Origin of the sequence: Argonema antarcticum A004/B2, assembly GCF_023333585.1 — a bacterium.
GTDB classification, from domain to species: domain Bacteria; phylum Cyanobacteriota; class Cyanobacteriia; order Cyanobacteriales; family Aerosakkonemataceae; genus Argonema; species Argonema antarcticum.
In genome coordinates this window covers 25,839-49,465 of sequence record NZ_JAIQZN010000056.1, presented here as the reverse complement: position 1 = coordinate 49,465, position 23,627 = coordinate 25,839, and the positions used below count along the sequence as shown (strand labels likewise).

Below are 23,627 nucleotides of genomic sequence, written 5' to 3'. Positions count from 1 at the left end.
GTCCCTACTGGTAATCGCTCAAAAGTTTTTAGCTTTCCTAATATTGGTACTTTGATGCTCTGGTGTTCTATGTGGATTGAACCATCTAGAGTAAATGAGTCACAGTGACCTTTCTTTTTGAATTTAGGAAACCCTTTTATACCTTTGAAGAACTGTTTAAATGCTTCTGATAAATGCCTTAAGGCATATTGGGGGGCGCATTTGCTTACTTCGTAATACCAAGTATTTTGGGGTTTTATTGATGCTACTAGCCATTTATGGAGGTCAATGGCTGTGGGGAATTTAATTTGGGATTCTGGATGAGAACGGTTGTGTTCTAAGACGGCAAGACATAAAGCCAAACCTTGATTCCAGGCGTGACGTGCTACGCCTGCGTGTTTGGCTAGAGATGGCCGCAGCGAAGAATTGACTTTGATTTCGGTTAATAATCCCAGTAGCATAGCCAAATTTTACTATGGATTTGGGCGAGTGTGGCAAGCATCGCGCCGGAAAAGTGAATGTTTGTAAGTAAATGTTAGGAAAGTGACTACTGTTGATGAACCCCCAACCTTCTAAAACCAAAACCAGAAGAGTTGACAGAAAACTTATCCTGTGCTGAGATGGCAGTGCTGAACGATCGCGTAGCGTTGTGTCAGTAGTATCGCGATCGCATAGCGTACCGTAGGCGATCGCAGATTCCGATATAGTTGAAGAAGCCAACATCAGCAGGCAGGCTTTCTGCGACAAGGAAATTGGACTGCCCAAGGCGCAGGCTCTAGCGTTGCGATACTCTATAGCTTGGGGAGTGGACGCGACGGCTTTCGTGCAAGAATTTGACCCCAAGTTGATTTGCTACGCCTACGACAAGCTGACCATCCTGGTAGGGTGCGTGGATACGGCAGCCGGGAGAGCGGCAATTAACCAGGCTCTTGAGTTGAACCAATGTTATAGTCGCTCTGAAATCCCCCGCGTGTGGTATTTGGATTGTGGGAATCATGCAGCAGCAGGACAAATTTTGCTGGGCAGTTCTTTGGAAACTGACCGGGAGTTCTATAATTTGGGGGGATTGGGATGTGCGAGGTTGCCATCTCCGATGCTTCAGGCTCCTGACCTTTTGAAATCGAAGCCAGAAGAATTGACAAATAACCTATCTTGTGCTGAGATGGCAGTGCTGAACTTGCAGAGCGAGAGCGTGAATGTTCGGGTGGCGGCTGAGGCGGCAGATTATCTGTATCGGATGGCTGGGGGGAATCTTAAACGGTTTGCGACTTATTTTGATTTGGAGAGTGGGACGGCGAGGTCGATTTATATCACCCAGCAGTCGGTGTGTACGGTGTTGAAATCTATCGCAAGTGAAACAATAACACCACACTAGACTGATATTTAGCTCAAAACAAAATATGCGGTATGACCATAATATTTTTTACCGCCAATGCTGAGGAAGCTGAGATGAATGAGGACTTTTCGGTTATAACTACCCAATTGGATTTTTTTCGCCAAGGTAAAGCTGGTTGTGTCTTTGCTGCTTACGTTGCGGGCAACCCCCTAAAATATGGATGGATACACAAAATACTAAACGTTGATGCCTGTGCCATAGATGCAGAAATAGCACAAGCTATAGACCTGCCAGAGGTTACTACTTTATCGCTAATCTTTCCCGATGTAGACTCTCTGGAAGGGATTATAGAACTCATAAGGGTAATGACCAAATGTAAATACATACTCCTTGAGCAAGACGTAATATTGGATGACTCCCGTTCCCGTTGTCTAGGCTTCCGTGTTAGAGTTGATCAATTGCTATCGTGGGTTTCTGGCTTTGGTCACTTTGATTGCTTTCCCAAAACAAGGCAAACTGTTTATACCGAAATCATCTTTCGGGTTAAACCACGTCCTAACTATGCGAGGGTAATGAAAAAATCACCTCCATCAGTTATCCACTTAGCAGATATGGATATGCTGGGCATCGCCGATGTGATCTTCAAGAAAATGTGGTATGACTCTCTTGATCGCACGCAACAGTTGCTTGGGCATACTCCCGATCTACGAAGTGCTGCTAAAACTACTTTTACCCTCCCTAGCAACATTCTTATTTAAATTCAGATGGTCACTGATCTATTAATTAAAATCCAAAAGGGAAAGCCTTTATTGCCCGTAGAGCAATTGGAATTTGATACGAACGGAATTACAGGTAACTTACAATGCTTGCCGTTACGTCAGGTTCTAATTATACCGCAAGCCACCTTAAAGCAGTTTGACTTGAAGGTTGGGGATCTGAGAGAAAATGTAGTGGTGGACAATGACGGCTTGCACGAACTAGCTTCGGGGGTGGTGCTTCGGATAGGTGAAGCGTTAATAAGATTAACTTTTCATTGTGAGCCATGTAAAGTTATTCGAGATAAAGTTAACCTCCAAAAAATACCGCATCAACGAGGTGTATTAGGTTCTTTTCTCAATAAAGGGCGTATGCGTATTGGTGACGCAGTTAGTAGAGAGAAAAAACTGTTTGATCCTATACCTTATGAACTGGCAGATAGAGTTATGTGGTATCTTGATAAACAAGAAAAACCGGTTGATTCTCTCCAGTTGTTGCATGATATTGGACTATCAAAGTCTTATGCGAGAGTTCTACCTACACTTCTTAAGAAATTGCCAAAAGCCTATACTGATTTAGTTGTTTTTCGATCTAAACAAGTTAATTCTATGAAGCTTATATTAGACTATCCTCTCTAAGTTGAGAATCTAAAGTGAAGAATACTTTTTTATTGTTTGGTTTACCAGGATCAGGGAAGGGTACTCAAGCTCAAAGGCTGGCTGAGAAGTTTGGCTTGCAGCATATATCTTGTGGTGATCTTTTTCGCTTGCATATCAAAAGTAATTCTGAATTTGGTCAGAAAGCTACTACATATATTTCGCGTGGTGAACTTACTCCCGATAAGGAAACAACTATGATGTTTCTTGAACATCTCGCTCAACAAGCTCTTTCTAACACATTTGTCATTGAAGGCTTTCCCCGAACATTACCTCAAGCAGCGGCTATAGAAAGCTTCATTACAGCTAAGGATGGATACATTAAACAAGCAATTTTCCTTGATGTTGAAGTTGAGGAGTTGGTTAAGCGTATCTCAGGTAGACGTATATGCCCTATATGTGGACATATATACAACCTTTATTATTTTCCTCCCCAACAGCTAGAAATTTGTGAGATAGATGGCGCACTTTTAGAACGCAGAACAGATGATAAAGAGCAATTAGTTCGTCATCGTTTGCATACATATCTTGTTACAGAAAGCCCTGTTTGGGAATACTTCCGCACCAAATCCCTACTCACTAAAATTGATGCTATGCGTCCTATTGAAGAGGTATCATCTGATATATGCCAGATACTCTCAGATTCATTAGCCTCAGAGGTGGGTTATGATTGAACCGCTAGAGTCGCAGCCCAACACGGGCGATAAAGTGGACTGTATCAAGAGATATTGGTGGTGGTGTTTAGCTAAATTAGAAGCCCCTTGTTTATCTAACAAAGTCCAGAATATGGGAAAAGCTCTTTTTTGATAAATCGCAAATGTAAAGAGCGCCTGAATTAACTATAAACTACTCATACAAAATTTGTTCTTCTGTATAATAGGTTGTTTTAGAAGCAATTTTATCAGTTCTAATCTCATAGCCAGAAGGTGTTTCTTTTTTGGCAGGATTATGCACAATTAAAAAATCTCGATATTCACCATTGATTGCATTCGGCGTAGCTCTAAATAATTCCTGTATTGCATTTTCTAGCACCTTCTTTATAGAACTGTGTAGTGCTTCAACAGCGGTATCAGGTAATCTTCCACATTTGGATGCAGGTGCTATTTTGCAATCCCACAAAATTTCATCTGCATAAGCATTTCCAATGCCTCTAACAATGTTTTGGTTTAGTAAAAATGCTTTTATAATATCCGATTTTCTTTCAGAGAGTTTTTCCCTTAAGTAACTTAAGTTAAATGTTTCACTTAAGGCATCTGGTACACTTGGCTTTGGTGGTGAAAAAGTTATAGTTGCCCAACCTAACTGATCAGAAATAACTAGACATTGATTTTTTTCAAACTTAAGTAAGGCTACTTTATATTTTACTTGTCCGTCTGTTTCAACATGATCGAAACGACCTTTTAACATTAAATGAACTGCTATGTTAATCCCGCTTGAAAACTTAAACCAGACTTCTTTACCCTCTCTGGTTATTTGCTCAAGAATTTGGTTTTTTAGGACTTTGGCAACCTCATCTTTATTAGCATTTAGTTTCTTATCCTTTATAATTAAAACATCTTCAACTTTGTCACCATTAAAGATTTTACTTAAATTGCGAGTGTATAGTTCTAAATCTGGCAGTTCAGGCATAAATAGCTCCTACTGATTTATAAGATATTGTAATTCAACTAGATTAACTGACTTTGTGTTAGATAGTAACCACTGAACATCATTACTAATAAAATCCCAATACTTACTATCTTTCATAATTTGGAAAGTAGGAACATTTTTCCGACGAGGTGATGTGGGATACATGGCTACAATAACAACTTCATCAAATTTATAGAAACTATATGTGGGATATATATCTGACAAACGAACATTTATTCCTTCAGGTCTTCTTTGAAGAAACGAAGCAAAGTATCGATAAGCATCTTTGATAAAGGCTTCCATATTCTGACCATCATCAAAGTGATCCTTAAGAATTTGAATCAGTTTGGCATTGGCAAGATTGGGTAATATAACAGTAAGCTGATTTTGTCTCTTTTCGAGAAAATCAGCAAGATGATCTATATGATTTTCTCTCCATCTACGTGAATGGATGAAGTATAGCGTTATGTTTTCTGAATTTTCAAACAAAATATTAAAATCATCGGAAAATTCTGTGAAATAATCTGTTTTAATTATTCCACAGTTTTCCAAAGGTGTTGTCTTAATGGACGCTTTTTTACCAGTTTCTGGAGATGGCTTTTGCCCAATTTTGGGAGGCCAAAATGATATTGATCTTCCTTGAAGAAACGCTATTAAATATATCAAAATAACAACCATTAATACCACCCAAACAATATTGGCTGCTAAAAGGTTGCTACTTAAAAAATCAAATATCGACATATTTAAAAAAGTTAAGCAAAAATTAATGGAAACAATTCAGAGATTTTGATGAAAAGTAAAAACTTCCCAAGACTAATGACATTGAGACAATGGCTTGGATCTACCAGTAGGCTTCCTAGCGACAGAACAGATTTATATTTGTTTCACTAAAAATCCTAAAGGAAACAAAATTACCTTATGTTGCACGTAGGTTATGCTGACAATTTTTTACCAAGATTGTCATTTTCTTAATAGTATCACCGATTGAGCAGAGCCGCAAGTCTGACTTTATACTTTGCGTGTTCAGAAACTGGTTTTGCCGCACGGACGGGTAACAGTCATAAGCTATCCTATCACAACTGCTCACTCAATGGAAAATTTTCCATTGAGCCTAGCCAAACCAATAAACCATAAAGGGCAGCTACCGCCGCCCCATTAACCCAAATTACCCAGTCCCTCTACTCTGTATGCCTTACGCCTAGACCCTATCTATATATGTAGGGTCAGCCTGAATTCGCTCATCAAAGTCCATATTCTCCCATTCTCCAATAACTCTGACCAGAGGTAAGAGTTGGAGTTGTCCTAACCGCCTTGGCGGTTGCTATAAAATATATTTACTCCCTTTCCGGTAGAAAATTATCTATCCTTTTCTCCCCTTGCTTCCCCTGCTACCCCTGCTACCCCTGCTACCTCATATAGATATTCTTTGAGTGGAAGGGGAGTAGGGGTTTAATCGCGCTGCCAAATTTGGATCGAACCGTCCGCATTGCCACTGACAAGCATTTGACCGTTGGGACTAAGGGTAACGGAGATCGCCGAACTAGCTGAATTAGCAGTCAAGGTACATATCTGTAAGCCTGTTTCTAAATGCCAAATTGCGATCGTACCATCTGCGCTGCCACTGATGAGAGTTTCCCCATCGGGACTGAAGATAACAGATGTGACTGCACCTGCATGACCTGTGAGAGTACAGAGACGATCGCGGTTGCCGAGATGCCATAATTTGATCGTTCTATCGGTACTGGCGCTGGCGAGAACCTGTCCATTTGGATGAAATGCGATCGCACCAATCGATCCTAAATCGCCGCTGAAAGTGTGCAACAGTTGCCCCGTATTCCCATGCCAAAATTTGATATTGCCGTCCGCACCGCCACTGGCTAGGAACTGTCCATCGGGACTGAAAGCGATCGCACCTACCGCCCCTAAATGCCCCGTGAGAGTGTAGATCGGTTTTCCAGTCTCCAGAGACAATACTTTGATCGTCTGGTCAAAACTGCCACTAGCAAGCGTTCGTCCATCTGGGCTAATTGCCACAGAGCGAACCGAGCCCGAATGCTGCTTGAAAGTGTCAATCAGCGAGCCAGTATCGACATCCCATAACTTCACCGAAGGCGGATCTGAGCAGCTACTAGCAAGGCTTGTCTCAGAGGTGACGTAGGCTAGAGCATAAACCACACCAGCCTTTTCCGATAGAACCCGAATTAGTTCCCCAGTCTGCAAGTTCCAGATTTTAATCCTACCATCAAAACTGCCGCTGGCTATCTTTTGTCCATCCGAACTAATCACCACAGAAGCCACCCAATCAGAATGCGCCCTCACAGTTTGGACACAACTCCAAGTCTGAGTTGGTGGTTCGGGAACTCTTGATTGGGAACTGGGTAAGGGCGAAGCCTGTTCATTCTCGCCCGAATTGTTTGCCCCTACAGACTGGGGGGAGATTTTATCTGTTTGCTTTGCTGTTTTAGAGCTAAATTCTTCCAGAGCTTCTCTGCTTTCTTTAATCTCTTGCACTTGCTGTTTTAGCTCATTCAACTGATTTTGTAGCCCTGAAGAATCGAACTGTTGCTGTGTGGTTGTCTCTTTCACAGCGGCTTCCCTGGTTTGTTTTTCGAGTTGAATCGCTTGTACTTGCTGTTTTAGCTCATCCAACTGATTTTGTAGCCCTGAAGAATCGAACTGTTGCTGTGTGGTTGTCTCTTTCACAGCGGCTTCCCTGGTTTGTTTTTCGAGTTGAATCGCTTGTACTTGCTGTTTTAGCTCATCCAACTGATTTTGTAGCCCTGAAGAATCGAACTGTGGCTCTTTTGTTTTTGGGCTCTTGGTTTCGTCCCTGGTTTGTTTTTCGAGTTGAATCGCTTGCATCTGCTGCTTTAGCTCATCCAACTGGTTCTGTAGCGACACTTCCAGCTCGTTAGCAACAGTTGAGATTCCTTGAGAAAGCTTAGCGATCGTCTGCTCCAAATTGTCTATCCTTACTGATAGAGACGAACTATTCAGATATTGCACCACACTTGTCAGTGAGTCCTGCAAGCTAGCACACTGCTCCTTAAGTTCAGCCACATCGTGATAGATGGGATTCAGGTTAGCCCTGATCGAGGTAGCCACAACCTCTTGTACCTTATCTGAATTGAAGCGGACTGATTCTGCGGAAAAGGGCAAAGAGCGATCTGAGGCGTATAAAGACTCAAGCTCTCCAGATATTTGTCGCTGAAGGCGGGTAATTGCAGCATTGTTACTCTGCTTCGTCAGTATCTCGGCGCGACGACGATTGATCAGGTTCAATATCACTGAAGCAGACAGGGGTACAGCGACGTAGATGGCTTGTCCGCTGAGGGCTGCCACGACTGAGCCAGCAACTGAGCCAGCCAGGGAAACATATTCCGCAATCTCTAACCGACGGGAGTTGTTAAGCATTAAACACTTCTGAATCAGCTCCTCTCTTCTTAATCATATCAGTCTGAGCAGTGAGGTATCTTTAAGGTTATGCAAGTTTTGCAAGTCCATGACATCCAGTAATCACTATTTATTGACACTCCCCGGCCTTTAGGCACGGGGATTCTTGTTTCGCAAAGCGACCTTGCTTGAACGCACTTTCGAGGTTCAAGTAGAGAGTCATCTCTCCACAAGCGTTAATTTCCGTATGCCCTACGGTATTTGCAATATAGCCCATCAATTTTAATGCCTTCGCCAAGATGTTAATTGCGGCATTTTCATCTCTGTCCAGTACAGTCCCACACTTACAAACATGGGTTCATACAGACAGAGATTTCTTTACTTTATTACCACAATTGGAACATTCTTGTGAAGTTTGATGAGGTGGTACGGCTACCGCTACTTTGCCATACTTAATCGCAAAATACTTTAACCATTCCCTAAACAAATACCATCCAACATCATTAATTGATTTGGCTAAGCGATGATTCTTCACCATGTTCCGCACCTTCAAGTCCTCAAACGCCACGAAATCTTGAGATGCCCTCAGTCTGATGAAATTGGCGCATAATGTACAATTTTTAAGGGTTGTAGGGTGATTAATCCGTTTTTAACCATTTCTCGGACTAAGGGCATAAATTGTGAAATCGCCTCCTCGCGATCAATTATGCTGACTACGACAGGCAGGTTGGTGGACAAGTCCAAAAAATGCGTGGTTTGGATCGTGATGTGTTTGCTATATCCAGCCATCGCTCTCATTGCCGTTCCTTGAGCTAATCCGTGTTGGCGAGCAAGTTCAATCAGGGCGATATACAGGGGTTCGTTGTCCCAGCGATCGGATTCCCCAATGTAAATGTTCAGTTGTTGCCACATGATACCAGCTGCCCTACTTTACCGATCGACCTAAAATGATACTCAGCTGAACGCTGATAATTCCCAGTATTGCACTGCCTGCCCCATAAAGACCTGCTGCCAGATAACTGCGTGGGTCTTTTTCCGAGCCGAAGGCATCGCGCAGAAGATTGACTTCATCAGCCTGCAAGCCGCTGTATCAAGCAGCCCGGTGTGTTAAACCGTACCTCTAAGAGGGAGTACACCGTCAGCGAAACTGGAACGATCTGGATAGAATTAAGCAAAATATCACAAATGCTTAGCTACAGCAAGAACTACCGATCGGCGAATACAGGAGAAAAAACTATGACTGAACCGACTGTTCCTAAAGACTCCGCAATTGTGGACGTGACTGAGACAACTGAGATTGTGGAAGTCAGCCAAGAGATAACTGACTTAGTAAAAAAGGAGATGCCTGACGCTACCGAAGAGGTGAAAAAGGAAACAGCAGCGCTGATTGAAGCGATTCAAAAGCGGGCCAAATTAGAAATGCAGGCGGCTGGCGACCTCACTCGCGAGGCTTACCTTAAGTCGGTTCGTCAAGCACAGGAAGCTATAGAACAAAATCAGGCGATCGCAAAAGAGCGCATCGACCAAGCAGTTGGCCTAATTCAGCAAGAAGCCGAGAAAAATTGGCTGGTGATTGATGCCATTAAAACTCGCGCACAGGCAGAAATTCAATCTGCTGGCGATGTCACCCGCGAGAACTATCTCAAGGCGGTTCGTCAAGCCAGAGAAACTGTTGAACAAAATAAATTCATCGAACGGGAGCGAATTGAAGGGGCAGTTCACGAGATTCACAAGCAAGCTGAAAAGAATTGGCTGACGATCGCTAGCGAAATAGAATCTATTGGGGTGCGTTTGGCGGATGCTGCCAAAACGGCCTGGAATGCTCTGATGGCTTCTTTGTCAAAGTCCGATCGCAACTAATAAGCTATTACGCATCTAAATCGAATACAAAGACGGGCTTTCCTGCCCATCCCACAACAAGCAAGAGAAAAACTGACTGTGAAATTAGATGCGTAGCAGCTTACCAAATCCGGGTTAGCTACCCCCTTTTTCGGCCTCAATGTTGTTCCTTCTCCCCCACTCTCCCACTCTCCCACTCTCCCACTCCCCCACTCCGTCCCTCTAAAACGGCATTACAGGAGTGCCCCCGATGCTGCATAATGGGGAAGTTTTCTCACATAGTCTACTGAAGGTAGGACGCTTCTTACTCCAACCTCAAAGACGATCCGACTAAACTGTTTAAATTCCCCATTCTCCAGCACGAACTCTGAATTAACTGCTATGCGAAGTCATTATTGCGGCCAAATCCGAAGCTCCCATCTGGGAGAGACTGTTACCCTTTGTGGTTGGGTAGACCGTCGCCGCGATCACGGGGGCGTGATTTTCTTGGATTTGCGCGATCGCTCCGGCATTGTCCAAATTGTCAGCGACCCAGTACGCACCCCAGGCTCCTACGAACAAGCCGAAAAGCTACGTAATGAGTATGTTGTAAAAATTACTGGTCGTGTCACGCCACGTCCAGAAGAATCCCTAAATCCGAAATTGCCTACTGGCGAGATTGAAATTTACGCAGATCGAATCGAACTGCTCAATCAGGTACACAAACAGCTGCCTTTCCAGGTGTCAGCGGGTGAAAATGAGTCGGTGCGGGAAGAGTTGCGGCTGAGATATCGGTATTTGGATTTGCGGCGCGATCGCATGACCGCGAATCTGCAACTGCGCCACAATGTTGTCAAAGCCATTCGCCGCTTCTTAGAAGACGAACAAGACTTCATCGAAGTTGAAACGCCAATCCTCACTCGCTCCACACCAGAAGGCGCACGGGATTACCTCGTACCCAGCCGCGTCAATCCCAGTGAATGGTTTGCCTTACCACAATCGCCGCAATTATTCAAGCAATTGCTGATGGTTTCTGGATTCGATCGCTACTATCAGATTGCGCGTTGTTTCCGCGACGAAGACTTACGCGCCGACAGACAGCCAGAATTCACTCAGCTGGACATGGAAATGAGTTTCATGTCGCAAGAAGATATTCTCCATCTCAATGAAGAATTAGTTTCTCATGTTTTCAAGGCGGTTAAAGGCATGGACTTGCCTAAACCTTTCCCGCGCATAACTTATGCCGAAGCGATGGAACGTTACGGATGCGATAAACCGGACACTCGCTATGGCTTAGAGTTAGTGAATGTTGCCGATTTGTTCAAAAATTCTGGATTCAAAGTGTTCTCAGGTGCGATCGCATCTGGAGGTGTAGTAAAAGTATTACCCATTCCAAGTGGTAACGATGCTATCTCCAACGTGCGGATAAAACCAGGTGGCGACTTGTTCAAAGAAGCCGCCGAAGCTGGCGCTAGAGGTTTGGCTTATATCCGCGTCCGGGATAATGGCGAAATCGATACCATTGGCGCGATTAAAGATAACCTGAGTGAAGAACAAAAACAGGAATTATTGAATCGCACAGATGCAAAACCAGGACATCTTTTGTTATTTGCAGCCGATGCAGTAGCCGTCGTCAATAAAACACTCGATCGACTGCGCCAAGTAGTTGCACAACAATTAGGATTAATTGACCAAAACAAGATTAACTTGCTTTGGGTAACAGATTTCCCCATGTTTGAGTGGAATGCAGACGAGAAGCGACTAGAAGCATTGCACCACCCATTCACAGCACCTCATCCCGACGATTTGCACGACCTGAAAACAGCACGAGCGCAAGCTTACGATCTGGTATATAACGGCATAGAAATAGGCGGCGGAAGTCGGCGGATTTATCAGCGCGATATTCAAGAACAAGTGTTTAAACATATTGGTTTAACTCCAGAAGAAGCGCGTAATAAATTTGGCTTTTTGCTGGACGCATTTGAATATGGCACACCGCCTCATGGTGGGATCGCCTACGGTTTAGACCGATGGGTGATGCTATTAGCTGGTGAGGAATCAATTCGCGATGTAATTGCATTTCCGAAGACGCAGCAAGCGCGTTGTTTGTTGACAAATGCTCCTTCTAGTGTGGATGAGAAACAGTTGAAGGAATTGCAAGTTCAGTCAACATATAAGCCAAAGGCTTAATTGCCGAAATTATAATGGTAATTGGCGATGATATATCGCCAATTACCAATTATATTGCTTAGGTTTACATATTCACACTTTTTTCTAGTTAATTTTGTTGTTAAAAATAGCAATATCTATCAATCTAGATCGCTGACAAATTTTCGGATGAATTCACCTGTATGTGTGAATTTGTTAAGCTTAGATTCCGATTTCTTTTAGGCTGCATAAACTGAGGATCTAAATAGGTGGGTGTAAATAAACTGAACACCCAGAAACCCGGTAATATCATGTCCGGTGGCATCGGTTGTCTAAAAAAAATAACTCTCTTATCTGTGTTCATCTGTGTTCATCTGTCTTCATCTGTGGTTAAAATTTAACTCTCGATTCCCACAGACAATTTCTCGCATCACGCTTACGCTACCGATGCAATCGGACATGATAAGCTGCTACGCATTTAATTTGTATGTTTAGCGGGAGTGGGAGAGTGGGGGAGTGGGGGAGTGGGAGAGGAATTGAAGGTTTGATTGCCGGATTAGAAATATCCGAATTAGATGCGTGTTAGCTTATAACTCCTGCGCTCACCAGGTTTCTAAGGGCGCGGCAGTTTTACGTTTAATTATGCCCAGCTACTTACCAATTAAGATATAAAGAATAGAGTCCTAAAAATTCGATCGCCCCATCTGTTCTACCCAGAAGCCCATGAATACCGCTCCTAAACAAGTCCCCAAAGCTACAACACCCGCTTTTGAAAGACCCGAACTGCTTGCACCAGCGGGTCATTGGGACTGTGCCAAAGCTGCGGTGGAAAACGGGGCAGATGCAATCTATTTCGGTTTGGAGCGGTTTAATGCCCGGATGCGGGCGCAAAACTTTACCGAGGCAGACGTGACCCCATTGATGGAATTTCTGCACCGTCGCGGTGTGAAGGGGTATGTCACCCTCAATACGCTGGTTTTTCCAAAAGAACTAGCAGAGGCGGAACAGTATCTCCGCACGATTATTGCGGCGGGTGTAGATGCGGTAATAGTGCAGGATGTGGGGATTTGTCGCCTGATTCGGCATCTTTCGCCAGATTTTCCGCTCCATGCTTCTACCCAGATGACGATCACCAGTGCGGCGGGGGTGGAATTTGCGAAATCCCTGGGTTGCCAGCTGGTGGTACTTGCTCGCGAATGTTCTCTTAAGGAAATTAACAAAATTCGGCAGCAGATTGCCGAAAAAGACGCTTCGCTGCCTTTGGAAGTGTTTGTTCACGGTGCTTTGTGCGTTGCTTATTCGGGTCAGTGTTTGACGAGTGAAGCGCTGGGGGGACGTTCTGCTAACAGAGGTGAATGTGCCCAAGCTTGTCGGATGACTTACGAATTGATTGCTGATGGGAAAGAGGTGGATTTGGGAGACAGAAAATACCTTCTCAGTCCTCAAGATTTGGCAGGATTAGAGGTTTTGCCAGAGTTGGTAAAGGCAGGGGTAACTTCTTTGAAAATCGAAGGTCGTCTGAAAACGCCAGAGTATGTTGCTAATGTTACCCGCGTTTATCGAGAAGCGATCGATCGCGCGATCGCAGATTTGTCTGTGGTGGACAAGCGGACAAGCGAACAAGGGGACAAGGAGACATTCTCCCCGTCTTCTCAAGAACGCTACAACTTGGAGATGGCATTCTCTCGCGGACTCTACACAGGTTGGTTTCGGGGAATTGACAATCAGGAACTTGTTCATGCGCGTTTCGGGAAAAAGCGCGGAGTTTACTTGGGCGATGTTACCCGCATCCACAACGAACAAGTGACGGTGCGACTGCAAGCGCCTCTAGAACCTGGGGATGGTATCGTTTTTGACTGGGGTCGCCCGGAAGTGCAGGAAGAAGGCGGTCGAGTTTATGGGGTGGAACTGCGGGGTCAAGATGCGGTGCTGAGTTTTGGGCGACGAGATCTCAATCTGCGACGGGTGCATATCGGGGATAAGGTTTGGAAAACTAGCGATCCAAAACTCGATCGCCAATTGCGTCAGAGTTTTGCCGGTGATACGCCGCAATTTCAGCGTCCTATTCGTTTGGAAGTTTATGGGGAAGTCGGTCAACCTCTAATTGCGATCGCACGCGACGAACAGGGTCATCTGGTGCAGGTGGAGTCCTCGATGCCGCTATCGGAGGCGCACACCAAACCGCTCACGAGCGATCGCTTGCAGGAGCAATTCGGTCGTCTCGGCAATACTTCCTTCTGTTTGCGATCGTTGCAAAATCACCTCAGTGGTGCGGTGATGTTGCCCGTGAGCGAGTTGAACCATCTGCGGCGGGAGATGGTGGGGCAGTTGGAAGAATTGCGAACGCAACCCAAACGCTGGCAACTGCACTCAAATGTTTCTTTTTCGGATCTGTTACCCGCCCAAGAAACTACGCGGTCAGCTTCTCCCACTCTAATTGTGTTAGTGCGAAACCTCAAGCAATTACAAGCTGCCAAGTCAGCGGGAATTGAAACTATTTATTGTGAATTTGAAGATCCCCACAAGTATCGCGAAGCTGTGGATTTAGTACATCAAAATAACAGCGTTTCCAATCAAACTATCTGGGTTGCGCCACCCCGAATTATCAAACCAGGGGAAAACTATATTTTGGAACAAGTGGTATCTGCTAATGCTGATGGTTATCTAGTGCGGAACTACGACCAAATGCAGTTTTTTGCAGGCAAACGCTGTCTTGGTGATTTCTCTCTCAATGTTACCAATCTTTTAACGGCAGATTACTTTAAACAGCAATATAAACTAGAACGTCTCACCGCGTCCTACGATTTGAACATTACTCAATTGGAAGATTTGCTGACAAGTTCTCCGCGTCATTGGTTTGAGGTAACAATTCATCAGCATATGCCGATGTTCCACATGGAGCATTGCGTATTCTGTGCGTTTTTATCAACGGGAACTGATTACACCAATTGCGGTCGTCCTTGCGATAAGTATGAGGTGAAATTGCGCGATCGCGTCGGTACAGAACATATCCTCAAAGCTGATGCAGGTTGTCGGAATACTGTGTTTAACGGCACCGCTCAAACTGGGGCAGAATATGTGCAACGTTTGATAAAATTGGGTGTGTCTTATTTCCGAATTGAATTTGTTAATGAAACGCCTCACCAAGTAACTCAGACTATTCAGCGCTACCGTCAATTGCTGCAAGGAGAGATTACAGGTTCCCAACTTTGGCGAGAACTGAAGTTGCAAAATCAGTTGGGCGTGACTCGTGGGCCTTTGGAAAGGAAGTTGTGAATGGAAATCTTTATTTGAGCGGCACTGGAAAACATAGCAAGTTGCAATATCAAAGGATTTGATGATATAATATCTTGTCAGTTTGCATCGTTAGTATAGCTAGGGACTAGGGGCTAGGGGCTAGGGTAAGAAAGGTTTATTATCAAGGGTTTCAGGAATTAAGAATGCCTTAACCGCCTTGGCGGTTGCTATATATGAGTGATATCATGTCCGGTGGCATCGGTTGTCCAAAAAAAATAACTCTCTTATCTGTGTTCATCTGTGTTCATCTGTCTTCATCTGTGGTAAAAATTTAACCACAGATGAAGACAGATATAGACGCGATAGCGCCTTCCCGCAGGGTACGCAGATAAACACAGATAAGAGTAATTACACGAATTTTTTAGGTAACCGATGCTTAAGGACATGATATAATTCAGGTTGGAGTTGCTAGAAGGAATTATTATGTAGACTGTAGAGAAATATTTGAATTTCAAGAAGATGAGTTAATTAATTCGAGAGGAAGACTTAGTTTAGAGGTACAACAAACCGTAATTGCAGCCGTAACTGCTTGTGCTGTCCTAGAAAAAATACATAAGAGTAGAATTTAGTCATAAGTAAGGCATAAAATAAAAGGAGTCAGAGAAACCATGTTAACCAGTACCGCCCCTTATCAAATAACCTGGGAAAAACTCCCGGATGATTTTATATTAGATGATGAGCCTGTGGACAATATCAATCAACCATCTCTCGCCGCCGCTTTAACCGAAAGCTTGCTACTTGCTGGAAGACTACCAGCCAATGCCTTGACGTTCACAAATTACGGGATTTGCGCTACCGTCAATGACAAAATTGTGGTAAAAGCTCCAGATTGGGGTTATGTTCCTGAAATTCGCGTTTCGCGAGATGAAGTTAGGCGCAGTTATACTCCCCAGCTTCAGGGAAATCTTCCGGTTATGGTGATGGAATTTGTCTCTGATACGGAAGGTGGAGAATATTCTACGAAACCAACTTATCCACCGGGAAAGTGGTTTTTTTACGAGCAAGTTTTGTGCATTCCTAACTACACCATTTTTGAACCACAAACGGGAGTTTTGGAGGTTTATCAACTTGATGATTCTGGACAGTATCAGGTGCGTCAACCCGATGCAAATAATCGTTACTGGATTGCTGAAATGGGTTTGTTTTTAGGATTATGGCAAGGAAGTCGAGAAAACCGGACAGGTTGGTGGTTGCGGTGGTGGGATGACAATGGAGAACAGTTGTTATGGGGATCGGAGTTGGCTGAACAGGAACGGCAACGGGCTGAACAGGAACGGCAACGGGCTGAACAGGAACGGCAACGGGCTGAACAGGAACAACTACGGGCCGATCGATTGGCAGATCAGCTAAGAGCAGCAGGGATTGAGCCGGATCTGTAGGTGGTAAAATGCGATCGCAATTAGACTAAATGCGATCGCGCTTATTTTTTCGATTCAAATGAGACTGACCTTTATTTTAATATGTAATTAAAAAGTAGAAAACTGGCGAAATATTTGCAAATGGCTTGACGAAGCTGGATATAAAACTAAACCTCGATAACCACAATGCTAACTAAGCTCTTTCTAAACGTTTAGGTGCGTCAAGCGCGATCGCCAAGCGGTTTAACGGTAGAAACGCTTAGAGATAAAGTTGCTGAGCTTGAGCGAAGCTTATTCCTGAGACTGCGAACCTTCAGCTATCTTGACCAGCGCCACACCAGCATTGCGCCAGTCGTCTGCCGGTTCGCTTCTGATTTTGGCCTGAACCCACTCGACTTCGCAGTAAGCTGCGAGTTCTTTTACCACCGTTCTAAACCCGTGTCTGTGAACCAGGTCTGCTATGCTACGGGGGAGAGTCGGATCGTACTTTTGCGTAAGCATACTTGCCTCCATATATTTGTTGTTATTTCTGATGCGGAGCTTTACTAGCTAGTGGATGGTACTGTTGGCAATATCTATAGCGTACTAATTGCTGAGACGGTCAACCAAAAATTTTTGTAACAATCAACAGTACTAGACTGGATTTTTTGTAAACTAATGCTGGAAAACTTTTTCTATTTCTATTACTCGTCGCTGTTGGTCTAACTTTATACAGTTCCACCGCCATTGTTCTGAATCTATTTCAAGTTCGGCAAGTTGCTGGCGATAATAAGGTTCTCGCTTACAAATGCCAAACAATCCGCTGGCATCCAGTTGCTGTTTTGCTGGGTATAATTAAACATAAAACTGCCGCGCCCTTAGAAACCCGTTTTCTTGGAGAAACTGGGTTTATGAGTGTTTAGTTTATTTACGCCCATCTACTTACTATCATCATAAGGCTGTACAATTTTATGATGTTACTAAATTTCAAAACAGAGTTAAATTGATAAATCCAAAATAAAATCCAAAATCCAAAATCCAAAATCCAAAATCCCCACGGTAGCGAGTGCGATCGATCTCGCTCCAGACATTGAATCAAAAATTAAACAAATTGTCTGGATGGGAGGCGCACTGAACGTTTCCGGCAACGTGGAGCGTTCTTTAGAAGCTGGAGGGGATGGTTCGGCGGAATGGAATGTCTACTGGGACCCAATTGCTGCAAAGAGAATTTGGGACACGGAAATTGCGATCGTTCTTTGCTCTTTAGATGTTACTAACAACGTGCCAGTAACATCAGAATTTGTGCGCCGAATTGGCAAACAGCGTCGCTACCCGCTTTCCGATTTAGCAGGACAATGTTATGCGTTAGTCATTCCCCAAGATTATTATTTTTGGGATGTGTTAGCTACAGCTTATCTAGCTCGTCCTGAATTTTATCAACTGCGCGAATGGGAAACAATTATTGTGACGAGTGGTGTCAGTCAGGGTCGTACTAAAGTTGTGTCAGGTGGACGTCCCATTAAGGCAATGGAAAAGGTAGATAAAGAAGGCTTCTACGAATATATTTTGCATCAGTGGGCAAGATGAGGCGATTTTCCATTGCAAATTTTAAATCTTAAATTTGCAATGGAAAGCTATATTAGTTAGCCTCTTGTATTTTTGGTTTATTCAATTCCGAGCATTTAGCTTGCGCGTCTTCATAGGCGTCCTTATAATCCTTACCGCCCAACATTATATCGCCGTAATATTCATAAGGCATAGAACCGTATACGGGAAGCGGATCATCTTCTGGATAATCTTCCTTAGCTTCTTCTAGCGCTGCTTGAAGTTGCTTAGCGTTCAGCCTTTGTGCTGGAAAGTAGTATAATTCATCAGGATTTTTGTTAAGATATGGTAGTGTAGGATCGACAATACAATGATCGAGTTCGATCCAGCTATACTCAATGGGTTTGTAAGGCTTTCCAGGAAAAACTAAAAAACCTTGAATATACATCGATCCTGGAGTTGACAATGCTGCATGATAAGCATTGTCAAAGCAGTTTACTTCATTGCTTTCGATGCGTTTAGCAATGTCTATTGAGAGAGCCGCATCCAATGGTTTGTTCATATTTATGGCATTAATCGTCGCACTTATACCATATTAACTTAAGATGCGATCGCCTGCCAGCCCAAACTCTCCTGCACATCAGGATACCAAGATTTTGGGGCCGATCGCACACAAGTACGACAGCAGACGTTGACGCTAGCCCACTAATAACACTGAAATCACCTTTTTGGATCGATCGTTTTGGTGATGTCACCTCCTTGTCCTTTAATGTACCTTAGAATTGTAAGCATAAGCGGTCAGGAATTTCAGTTATGAACGAAAATTTAGAGCGGCAAGACAACCAATTTAAGGCAGGAATTAACGAATCTACAACAGACCCTGTAAATTCAACGCAGGTGGAAACCAAAATGACGGAAGTGGTGACCGAAGAGGAGACAGAACAAAAATTTCGTGTAGAAGAGTTAAAGATTAGCGGCGATACCCTGGTTGCCAAGGTAAGAGAACTGATTCATCAAGGCAATATTCGTCGCATCATTATCAAGAATGAAGAAGGACGTACTCTGATAGAAATACCTCTAACTGTCGGTGTAGTTGGAGGAGTGATTGGTGCGGCGATGTTTCCCGTTATTGCAGCTATTGGCGCGATCGGTGCAGTTGTAGCGCATCTTACACTTGTTGTAGAAAGAAAGGAATAATACGATTTTAGATTTATGATGGCAGATTTTAGATTTTTGGTTTATTGGTAAGTTATAAGCCCTTGCTTTCAACTAAGGAATAAATCCCAAATCTAAAATCTTCCAGAATCCGACTTTCCGAGGGGCAATCTAAAATCTAAAATCGAATTATGAAACCTGAGATTGAATTTGATACTGTCTCAAATCCAGAAGAGGCTCAACGTCTGGGGGAAATTCTCTGCCAGTGCTTTAATTTTCCCTTAACTGATTGGCCGGAATATCGCGATCGCATTAGCTTAGAAAACTTCCGAGTAGTCCGTCAAAGCGGAGAAATTGTTGGAGGTTTGGGTATTTACCAAATGGGACAGTGGTTCGGTCAAGAGTCTGTACCGATGGCGGGAATAGCAGCTGTTGGCGTTTCTCCAGAACATCGCGGAAAAAAGGTCGCTCTTGAACTTTTGAGCAATACTATTCGCGAACTTTATAGCAAAGGTGTACCAATTTCAACACTTTACCCGGCTACTCAGCGCCTTTACCGTCAAGTGGGATACGAACAAGGGGGAAGTCGCTGTTGTTGGGAATTGCCAACGGAGAGTATTAGGTCGATCGATCGCACTTTACCCATCCAGAAAGTAAAAATCATCCCTACCGAAATTTTCCATGACCTTTACCGCCAACAAGCAAAACAAATAAACGGCAATTTAGACCGCAATTATGGAATTTGGCAGCGAGTTATCGAACACAAAGAAAATGTAGTTTATGCTTATCTTATTGGTGCCGAAACCCAACCGGAAGGATACATTATTTGCACCCAAAAAATCGAAGGTAATAGTTCATATCTACAAATCTGGGATTGGGTAGCGCTAACACCAGCAGCAATTAAATGTTTGTGGACATTTCTAGCCGATCATCGCTCCCTAATTAAGAATGTCAGGTGGTATTCTGGCGCTATTGACTCTCGACTGCTGCTACTTCCAGAACAAACAGCAAAAATCCGCAATTACGAACTGTGGTTTTTGCGGGTAATTGATGTGGAAAAAGCACTTCAGTTGCGCGGTTATCCACAGGGGGTTGAAGCAGAGTTGCATTTAGCAGTAAGAGACAACTCGATCCCCGAAAACCATGATAACTTTATCCTTAGAGTTTCGGGAGGGAAAGGGGAAGTAACTAGAGGCGGTAGAGGCGATTTGCAACTGGATATTCGCTTCTTGGCACCGCTTTATACAGGTTTGTTTACGGCATTACAGTTGCAACTAACGGGTCAACTGGAAGCAACTGATAAAGCACTTTTAATTGCTTCGCAAATGTTTGCTGGTTTTCATCCGTGGATGCCAGATATGTTTTAGCGCTAAATGGCTGACACAGATTGTTTGAGAGCAGCATTTGCCGGACGCAAGCGACCTTGTTTCATCTCTTTTTCCACTTCATATACATAAGGATAAAAGTCTACTTGCATCCTGTGTCGTTTTGAATTAATATAACGCTTAGCAATTGCTGCTTCCTCTTTCGCGATATCTTCCTTCATCGTTTCCACGCTTGGCAATCCCGCTTTACAGGCTAGTACCTGACTGTGGTGCGGGAAGTCGGGGTAATCTTCCGGCATGGGAAAGTCGGAGTAGCACATCGTGTAGCGGGAAGTGTTGATGTGCAAAGACTTGTAGGCAGATGACATTGCATTGTCGTTGTTGTAGCGCCAGTTACCGCCGATGCCAGAGCCTTTTTCAAAGCAGTCGAAAGGAATTTGGCGATCGTGCAGAATCTTGGCAGTGGCAATTCCGGATGAACCAGCACCTATTATACAGACTTTATTAACGTCCATAACAGCAATCTTTTCTCTTTATTTACGGTGTAACTATGTTTTTTTTAAAGAGTTTATTATATTTTAGCTTGAAATTTGCAGAGCGGGTTTGAATTAGGCAATCGCATCCCGATTAATTCGGAAATGCGATGTCCCACTTTACGCTGGTAGCCGGATTTAGCAAGCACCAGTCCGAGAGAGAACTACATAGATTGTTTTGGCAATTATCGATAAGTCATACCAAGGACTCCAGTTGTTTTGGTAACGCAAATCGAGTGCAACTACGGCTTCAAAATCTTTTACATCCGACCTACCGCTCACCTGCCATTCACCAGTTAAACCAGGTTTTACATTTAACCTTTGCCAATGGCGTTCCGTGTAGTGAATAACTTCATCGGCAGTGGGGGGACGAGTGCCAACTAAGCTCATTTCTCCTACCAAAACATTCCCAAATTGGGGAAATTCATCGAGACTTGTTTTACGTAAAAAACGTCCTAATCTCGTGATGCGGGGGTCGTTTTCATTCTTAAAAATTAGCCCTTTTGCTTCGTTGGTAATTTGTTCTTTGAGGGAATCGGCATTTTGTACCATAGAGCGGAATTTGCGGATTTTGAATGGTTTGCCATAGAGTCCGTAGCGCTTTTGGGTGTATAAAATTGGGCCGGGACTATCGAGTTTGATGGCAATGGCAATAGGAATAAAAATCAAAGCGAGAATTAGCAATCCAACTAAACTGCCGACAATATCCAGCAGGCGTTTAGAAATTGAATCAATGGAACGATGAGGAGTTTGATAAGATAACGATAATGTAGTCATTGGACTGATTTCTCCACAATATTTGAAGTTAATGTGTGGCAAAGTGCGCGAGCTATAATTAAAGAAATGGAAAGGAGATAAATTCATGGTTGAAACAATTCAATCCCAAAATATAATCCTGCACGACTTAGTTGAAAAATTTGGCTTAGAGCGCAATGGCGACGAGCAATTCTTCCGGGAATGGCAAGATAATTTGCCGGAATTGACGGATTTTGAAAAGCAAGCTCTAGACGAGGTAAAAGGCGACTATATTCACTTGTCGGAGTATCCCATACTGGAACCGATCGTCAAAATGGTCGTGCTTTCTCCGTTGTTGAGACTAGCAGGTTTTTATCGTGCGCCATTTTACGTAAGCGCTGAAAAGGAGGTGAGAATTGTATCGGAAGATGAAGGAACTATTGTGACGGGACGCCTGGATTTACTGGTTTTTACTCCCCAGTTTTGGATACTGGTAATTGAGGCAAAAAAGGCACAATTTTCTTTGGAAGCTGGGATACCGCAAGCACTGGCATATATGCTGGGTAATCCTAATTCTGAAAAACCTGGGTTTGGATTCATCACGAATGGCCCTAATTTTATTTTCCTGAAACTGACTAAACAAGGCAAGCCGAAGTATGCGCGGTCTAATTTGTTTTCACTTGATAACAAGGATGACTTGTATACTGTCTTGAAAGTGTTAAAGCGATTTAATCAATTGCTGAGAGAGTAAGGGAGAATAGCGACGCTTTTTTGAAAATGCGATCGCACTCTCACGCTTCAGCGATCGCTATTGTTTATTCATTTCAGTCATAGTTGCTATAATGGAATTATCCACTTTAGGAAACAGCTATGACCAGCACACCAAACAAGGAACCAACACTAACAGATGTAATCGAAAAGTTGGACAAGCTATCGACTGATTTTGATAAGCTATCCACTGATGTAGAAAAGTTCAATGATCGATTTACCAACTACCAGCAGGCAACTCAATGGGTGGTTCAACTTGCCTTTACTTTGATTGCTAGCGCCACTATTACAATAATTATCACGGCGGTTCTACGGAGGTGATCGAAAAGTAGAAAAAAGATTTGATTTTTGTTCGTGCGATCGCACATATCTCTCAGCCGCCCTCTCACTCACTATCGACACTGCGTTCGCCTTGACTTCGTTCTAGTATCCGATCGAATTTGTTCTCAATTGAAAGGATTGCGATCGCATATAATTGATTTATAAGTAGCGATCGCACTTTGACTTATAAGTACAATCTCAGCCAAGTCTAAATCCTTACAAAATCGTTAAATAAGTTTCAGTTGGACTAATAGGTAAAAGCTTCAAAGTTTGATTTTGCAGATCGATTTCTAACCCCAAAGCTTCCAAAGGAATCACTCCCAAAAGAGCATCTCCACCTCCCGGTAACTCCAAACACTCGAAGGTTCCTTCCCGCTCGAACATAGATATGGTGGCATCTCGGAAAATTCGCGCTTTACCAATTCCCATTGCCGTTGCTACGTCTACTTCTTTCAGGAGTTTAAGTCCCAGTTGCGCGATCGCATCTTGTGGTAAACACAAAGTAGTGGCTCCTGTGTCTACTAACACATTTTTGAGCGTTATAGACCGGATTTGTTCTGGTGAAATTGTACCATCTTCGGCTCGAATTTGGTCGGCGCGATTAACGATCGTGATAGTTGCGAAAACTTTTCCCATTGGATTGTTGCTGTTAACTTGCATATCTGTCTCCTCCTGAATAGTCGGAGCTATTAACTCCATGTATTTTACCATTGGTTGAGTCATATTTACGTTGAATTACTCGTTATGGTGGCGATATGCCGAACGCACGCTATGCGCGATCGCACTCTCTCATTTATACGCGATCGCATAGAATTTCTTTGAAAGTAGCGTTGGCGCAGCCTGCCGTAGGCATTCGCATTTCGATTAATTCCAGGTAGGCGATAATGCTACGCATC

General features: G+C 43.5%; 26 protein-coding genes. 14 read left to right on the top strand and 12 right to left on the bottom strand.

The features are described 5' to 3' along the window. A partial coding sequence (locus tag LAY57_RS22130; RefSeq protein WP_249069020.1) for a helix-turn-helix domain-containing protein occupies nt 1-440 on the bottom strand: 440 nt, incomplete at its 3' end. A gap of 227 nt (nt 441-667) precedes the next feature. Between LAY57_RS22130 and LAY57_RS22125 the strand changes: the two genes are divergently transcribed. Genes LAY57_RS22125 through LAY57_RS22110 form a run of 4 tightly spaced genes read left to right on the top strand, consistent with a single transcriptional unit; the run spans nt 668 to nt 3,401 of the window. Continuing rightward, complete coding sequence (locus LAY57_RS22125) at nt 668-1,354, top strand: ThiF family adenylyltransferase (protein WP_338022464.1); 687 nt, start codon at nt 668-670, stop codon at nt 1,352-1,354. Between the two features lie 32 nt (nt 1,355-1,386). After that, a complete protein-coding gene (locus tag LAY57_RS22120; RefSeq protein ID WP_249069018.1) occupies nt 1,387-2,073 on the top strand; it encodes a hypothetical protein in 687 nt (228 codons plus the stop codon). 6 nt (nt 2,074-2,079) lie between these two features. After that, nucleotides 2,080-2,709 carry an MOSC domain-containing protein gene (locus LAY57_RS22115; RefSeq protein ID WP_249069017.1) on the top strand — a complete coding sequence of 210 codons (630 nt, stop codon included), beginning with the start codon at nt 2,080-2,082 and terminating at the stop codon, nt 2,707-2,709. 14 nt (nt 2,710-2,723) lie between these two features. After that, a complete protein-coding gene (locus tag LAY57_RS22110) occupies nt 2,724-3,401 on the top strand; it encodes an adenylate kinase family protein (RefSeq protein WP_249069016.1) in 678 nt (225 codons plus the stop codon). A gap of 172 nt (nt 3,402-3,573) precedes the next feature. Here LAY57_RS22110 and LAY57_RS22105 read toward each other — a convergent pair whose 3' ends face one another. From LAY57_RS22105 to LAY57_RS22080, 6 genes are all read right to left on the bottom strand, one after another. Then, nucleotides 3,574-4,356: a DNA-formamidopyrimidine glycosylase family protein gene (locus tag LAY57_RS22105; protein ID WP_249069015.1), complete on the bottom strand. Its 783-nt coding sequence runs from the start codon at nt 4,354-4,356 to the stop codon at nt 3,574-3,576. Between the two features lie 9 nt (nt 4,357-4,365). Continuing rightward, on the bottom strand, nt 4,366-5,097 hold the full coding sequence (locus LAY57_RS22100) for a hypothetical protein (protein WP_249069014.1): 732 nt from the start codon (nt 5,095-5,097) through the stop codon (nt 4,366-4,368). Nucleotides 5,098-5,805: 708 nt separating this feature from the next. Beyond that, on the bottom strand, nt 5,806-7,770 hold the full coding sequence (locus tag LAY57_RS22095; RefSeq protein ID WP_249069013.1) for a WD40 repeat domain-containing protein: 1,965 nt from the start codon (nt 7,768-7,770) through the stop codon (nt 5,806-5,808). Between the two features lie 337 nt (nt 7,771-8,107). Further along, nucleotides 8,108-8,287 carry a zinc ribbon domain-containing protein gene (locus LAY57_RS36790; RefSeq protein WP_476727021.1) on the bottom strand — a complete coding sequence of 60 codons (180 nt, stop codon included), beginning with the start codon at nt 8,285-8,287 and terminating at the stop codon, nt 8,108-8,110. 47 nt (nt 8,288-8,334) lie between these two features. Further along, a complete protein-coding gene (locus LAY57_RS22085) occupies nt 8,335-8,661 on the bottom strand; it encodes a putative PII-like signaling protein (RefSeq protein WP_249069012.1) in 327 nt (108 codons plus the stop codon). A 13-nt stretch (nt 8,662-8,674) separates the two neighbouring features. Then, nucleotides 8,675-8,830: a hypothetical protein gene (locus LAY57_RS22080; RefSeq protein ID WP_249069011.1), complete on the bottom strand. Its 156-nt coding sequence runs from the start codon at nt 8,828-8,830 to the stop codon at nt 8,675-8,677. Between the two features lie 155 nt (nt 8,831-8,985). On the opposite strand from LAY57_RS22080, the gene LAY57_RS22075 reads away from it, so the two are divergent. The 4 genes from LAY57_RS22075 to LAY57_RS22060 all read left to right on the top strand — a co-directional run bounded on the left by LAY57_RS22075 (nt 8,986) and on the right by LAY57_RS22060 (nt 16,391). Then, nucleotides 8,986-9,609, top strand: a complete 624-nt coding sequence (locus tag LAY57_RS22075) for a hypothetical protein (RefSeq protein WP_249069010.1) — start codon at nt 8,986-8,988, stop codon at nt 9,607-9,609. Nucleotides 9,610-9,969: 360 nt separating this feature from the next. After that, nucleotides 9,970-11,757, top strand: a complete 1,788-nt coding sequence (aspS, locus tag LAY57_RS22070; RefSeq protein ID WP_249069009.1) for an aspartate--tRNA ligase — start codon at nt 9,970-9,972, stop codon at nt 11,755-11,757. A 681-nt stretch (nt 11,758-12,438) separates the two neighbouring features. Then, nucleotides 12,439-14,991: a U32 family peptidase gene (locus LAY57_RS22065; protein WP_249069008.1), complete on the top strand. Its 2,553-nt coding sequence runs from the start codon at nt 12,439-12,441 to the stop codon at nt 14,989-14,991. A 629-nt stretch (nt 14,992-15,620) separates the two neighbouring features. After that, nucleotides 15,621-16,391, top strand: a complete 771-nt coding sequence (locus LAY57_RS22060; RefSeq protein ID WP_249069007.1) for a Uma2 family endonuclease — start codon at nt 15,621-15,623, stop codon at nt 16,389-16,391. 270 nt (nt 16,392-16,661) lie between these two features. Here LAY57_RS22060 and LAY57_RS22055 read toward each other — a convergent pair whose 3' ends face one another. Further along, a complete protein-coding gene (locus LAY57_RS22055) occupies nt 16,662-16,871 on the bottom strand; it encodes a hypothetical protein (RefSeq protein ID WP_249069006.1) in 210 nt (69 codons plus the stop codon). Nucleotides 16,872-17,351: 480 nt separating this feature from the next. On the opposite strand from LAY57_RS22055, the gene LAY57_RS22050 reads away from it, so the two are divergent. Continuing rightward, nucleotides 17,352-17,936 carry a nucleoside hydrolase gene (locus tag LAY57_RS22050; protein WP_338022463.1) on the top strand — a complete coding sequence of 195 codons (585 nt, stop codon included), beginning with the start codon at nt 17,352-17,354 and terminating at the stop codon, nt 17,934-17,936. Between the two features lie 52 nt (nt 17,937-17,988). Here the strand turns inward: LAY57_RS22050 and LAY57_RS22045 are convergent, their stop codons facing one another. Then, nucleotides 17,989-18,456 carry a hypothetical protein gene (locus tag LAY57_RS22045; RefSeq protein WP_249069004.1) on the bottom strand — a complete coding sequence of 156 codons (468 nt, stop codon included), beginning with the start codon at nt 18,454-18,456 and terminating at the stop codon, nt 17,989-17,991. A 251-nt stretch (nt 18,457-18,707) separates the two neighbouring features. Between LAY57_RS22045 and LAY57_RS22040 the strand changes: the two genes are divergently transcribed. Continuing rightward, entirely contained in the window at nt 18,708-19,091 is a 384-nt protein-coding gene (locus LAY57_RS22040; protein WP_249069003.1) for a DUF4342 domain-containing protein, read from the top strand. A 149-nt stretch (nt 19,092-19,240) separates the two neighbouring features. Then, nucleotides 19,241-20,416 (top strand): GNAT family N-acetyltransferase, encoded by a 1,176-nt coding sequence (locus LAY57_RS22035; protein WP_249069002.1) that lies wholly within the window; start codon nt 19,241-19,243, stop codon nt 20,414-20,416. A 2-nt stretch (nt 20,417-20,418) separates the two neighbouring features. Here the strand turns inward: LAY57_RS22035 and LAY57_RS22030 are convergent, their stop codons facing one another. Both LAY57_RS22030 and LAY57_RS22025 read right to left on the bottom strand, forming a co-directional pair. Continuing rightward, nucleotides 20,419-20,889, bottom strand: coding sequence for an NAD(P)-binding protein (locus tag LAY57_RS22030; RefSeq protein ID WP_249069001.1), 471 nt, complete (start codon nt 20,887-20,889; stop codon nt 20,419-20,421). Between the two features lie 156 nt (nt 20,890-21,045). Continuing rightward, on the bottom strand, nt 21,046-21,684 hold the full coding sequence (locus LAY57_RS22025; RefSeq protein WP_249069000.1) for a sugar transferase: 639 nt from the start codon (nt 21,682-21,684) through the stop codon (nt 21,046-21,048). 85 nt (nt 21,685-21,769) lie between these two features. On the opposite strand from LAY57_RS22025, the gene LAY57_RS22020 reads away from it, so the two are divergent. Together LAY57_RS22020 and LAY57_RS22015 are read left to right on the top strand one after the other, a co-directional pair. Then, nucleotides 21,770-22,393: a type I restriction endonuclease gene (locus LAY57_RS22020; protein ID WP_249068999.1), complete on the top strand. Its 624-nt coding sequence runs from the start codon at nt 21,770-21,772 to the stop codon at nt 22,391-22,393. A gap of 119 nt (nt 22,394-22,512) precedes the next feature. Continuing rightward, a complete protein-coding gene (locus LAY57_RS22015) occupies nt 22,513-22,731 on the top strand; it encodes a ssr2422 family thylakoid membrane protein (protein WP_249068998.1) in 219 nt (72 codons plus the stop codon). A gap of 216 nt (nt 22,732-22,947) precedes the next feature. Here the strand turns inward: LAY57_RS22015 and LAY57_RS22010 are convergent, their stop codons facing one another. Then, nucleotides 22,948-23,391 carry a retroviral-like aspartic protease family protein gene (locus tag LAY57_RS22010; RefSeq protein ID WP_249069022.1) on the bottom strand — a complete coding sequence of 148 codons (444 nt, stop codon included), beginning with the start codon at nt 23,389-23,391 and terminating at the stop codon, nt 22,948-22,950. A 95-nt stretch (nt 23,392-23,486) separates the two neighbouring features. On the opposite strand from LAY57_RS22010, the gene LAY57_RS35920 reads away from it, so the two are divergent. After that, nucleotides 23,487-23,609: a hypothetical protein gene (locus LAY57_RS35920; protein WP_275994285.1), complete on the top strand. Its 123-nt coding sequence runs from the start codon at nt 23,487-23,489 to the stop codon at nt 23,607-23,609. Nucleotides 23,610-23,627 lie beyond the last annotated feature (18 nt).

Coding starts and splice junctions, on each gene's coding strand:
- aspS (WP_249069009.1), top strand. CDS start 9,970: ATGCGAAGTCATTATTGCGGCCAAATCCGAAGCTCCCATCTGGGAGAG.
- LAY57_RS22075 (WP_249069010.1), top strand. CDS start 8,986: ATGACTGAACCGACTGTTCCTAAAGACTCCGCAATTGTGGACGTGACT.
- LAY57_RS22085 (WP_249069012.1), bottom strand. CDS start 8,661: ATGTGGCAACAACTGAACATTTACATTGGGGAATCCGATCGCTGGGAC.
- LAY57_RS36790 (WP_476727021.1), bottom strand. CDS start 8,287: ATGGTGAAGAATCATCGCTTAGCCAAATCAATTAATGATGTTGGATGG.
- LAY57_RS22020 (WP_249068999.1), top strand. CDS start 21,770: ATGGTTGAAACAATTCAATCCCAAAATATAATCCTGCACGACTTAGTT.
- LAY57_RS35920 (WP_275994285.1), top strand. CDS start 23,487: ATGCCGAACGCACGCTATGCGCGATCGCACTCTCTCATTTATACGCGA.
- LAY57_RS22120 (WP_249069018.1), top strand. CDS start 1,387: ATGACCATAATATTTTTTACCGCCAATGCTGAGGAAGCTGAGATGAAT.
- LAY57_RS22025 (WP_249069000.1), bottom strand. CDS start 21,684: ATGACTACATTATCGTTATCTTATCAAACTCCTCATCGTTCCATTGAT.
- LAY57_RS22035 (WP_249069002.1), top strand. CDS start 19,241: ATGAAACCTGAGATTGAATTTGATACTGTCTCAAATCCAGAAGAGGCT.
- LAY57_RS22105 (WP_249069015.1), bottom strand. CDS start 4,356: ATGCCTGAACTGCCAGATTTAGAACTATACACTCGCAATTTAAGTAAA.
- LAY57_RS22015 (WP_249068998.1), top strand. CDS start 22,513: ATGACCAGCACACCAAACAAGGAACCAACACTAACAGATGTAATCGAA.
- LAY57_RS22045 (WP_249069004.1), bottom strand. CDS start 18,456: ATGAACAAACCATTGGATGCGGCTCTCTCAATAGACATTGCTAAACGC.
- LAY57_RS22030 (WP_249069001.1), bottom strand. CDS start 20,889: ATGGACGTTAATAAAGTCTGTATAATAGGTGCTGGTTCATCCGGAATT.
- LAY57_RS22010 (WP_249069022.1), bottom strand. CDS start 23,391: ATGCAAGTTAACAGCAACAATCCAATGGGAAAAGTTTTCGCAACTATC.
- LAY57_RS22115 (WP_249069017.1), top strand. CDS start 2,080: ATGGTCACTGATCTATTAATTAAAATCCAAAAGGGAAAGCCTTTATTG.
- LAY57_RS22055 (WP_249069006.1), bottom strand. CDS start 16,871: ATGCTTACGCAAAAGTACGATCCGACTCTCCCCCGTAGCATAGCAGAC.
- LAY57_RS22040 (WP_249069003.1), top strand. CDS start 18,708: ATGAACGAAAATTTAGAGCGGCAAGACAACCAATTTAAGGCAGGAATT.
- LAY57_RS22100 (WP_249069014.1), bottom strand. CDS start 5,097: ATGTCGATATTTGATTTTTTAAGTAGCAACCTTTTAGCAGCCAATATT.
- LAY57_RS22060 (WP_249069007.1), top strand. CDS start 15,621: ATGTTAACCAGTACCGCCCCTTATCAAATAACCTGGGAAAAACTCCCG.
- LAY57_RS22065 (WP_249069008.1), top strand. CDS start 12,439: ATGAATACCGCTCCTAAACAAGTCCCCAAAGCTACAACACCCGCTTTT.
- LAY57_RS22095 (WP_249069013.1), bottom strand. CDS start 7,770: ATGCTTAACAACTCCCGTCGGTTAGAGATTGCGGAATATGTTTCCCTG.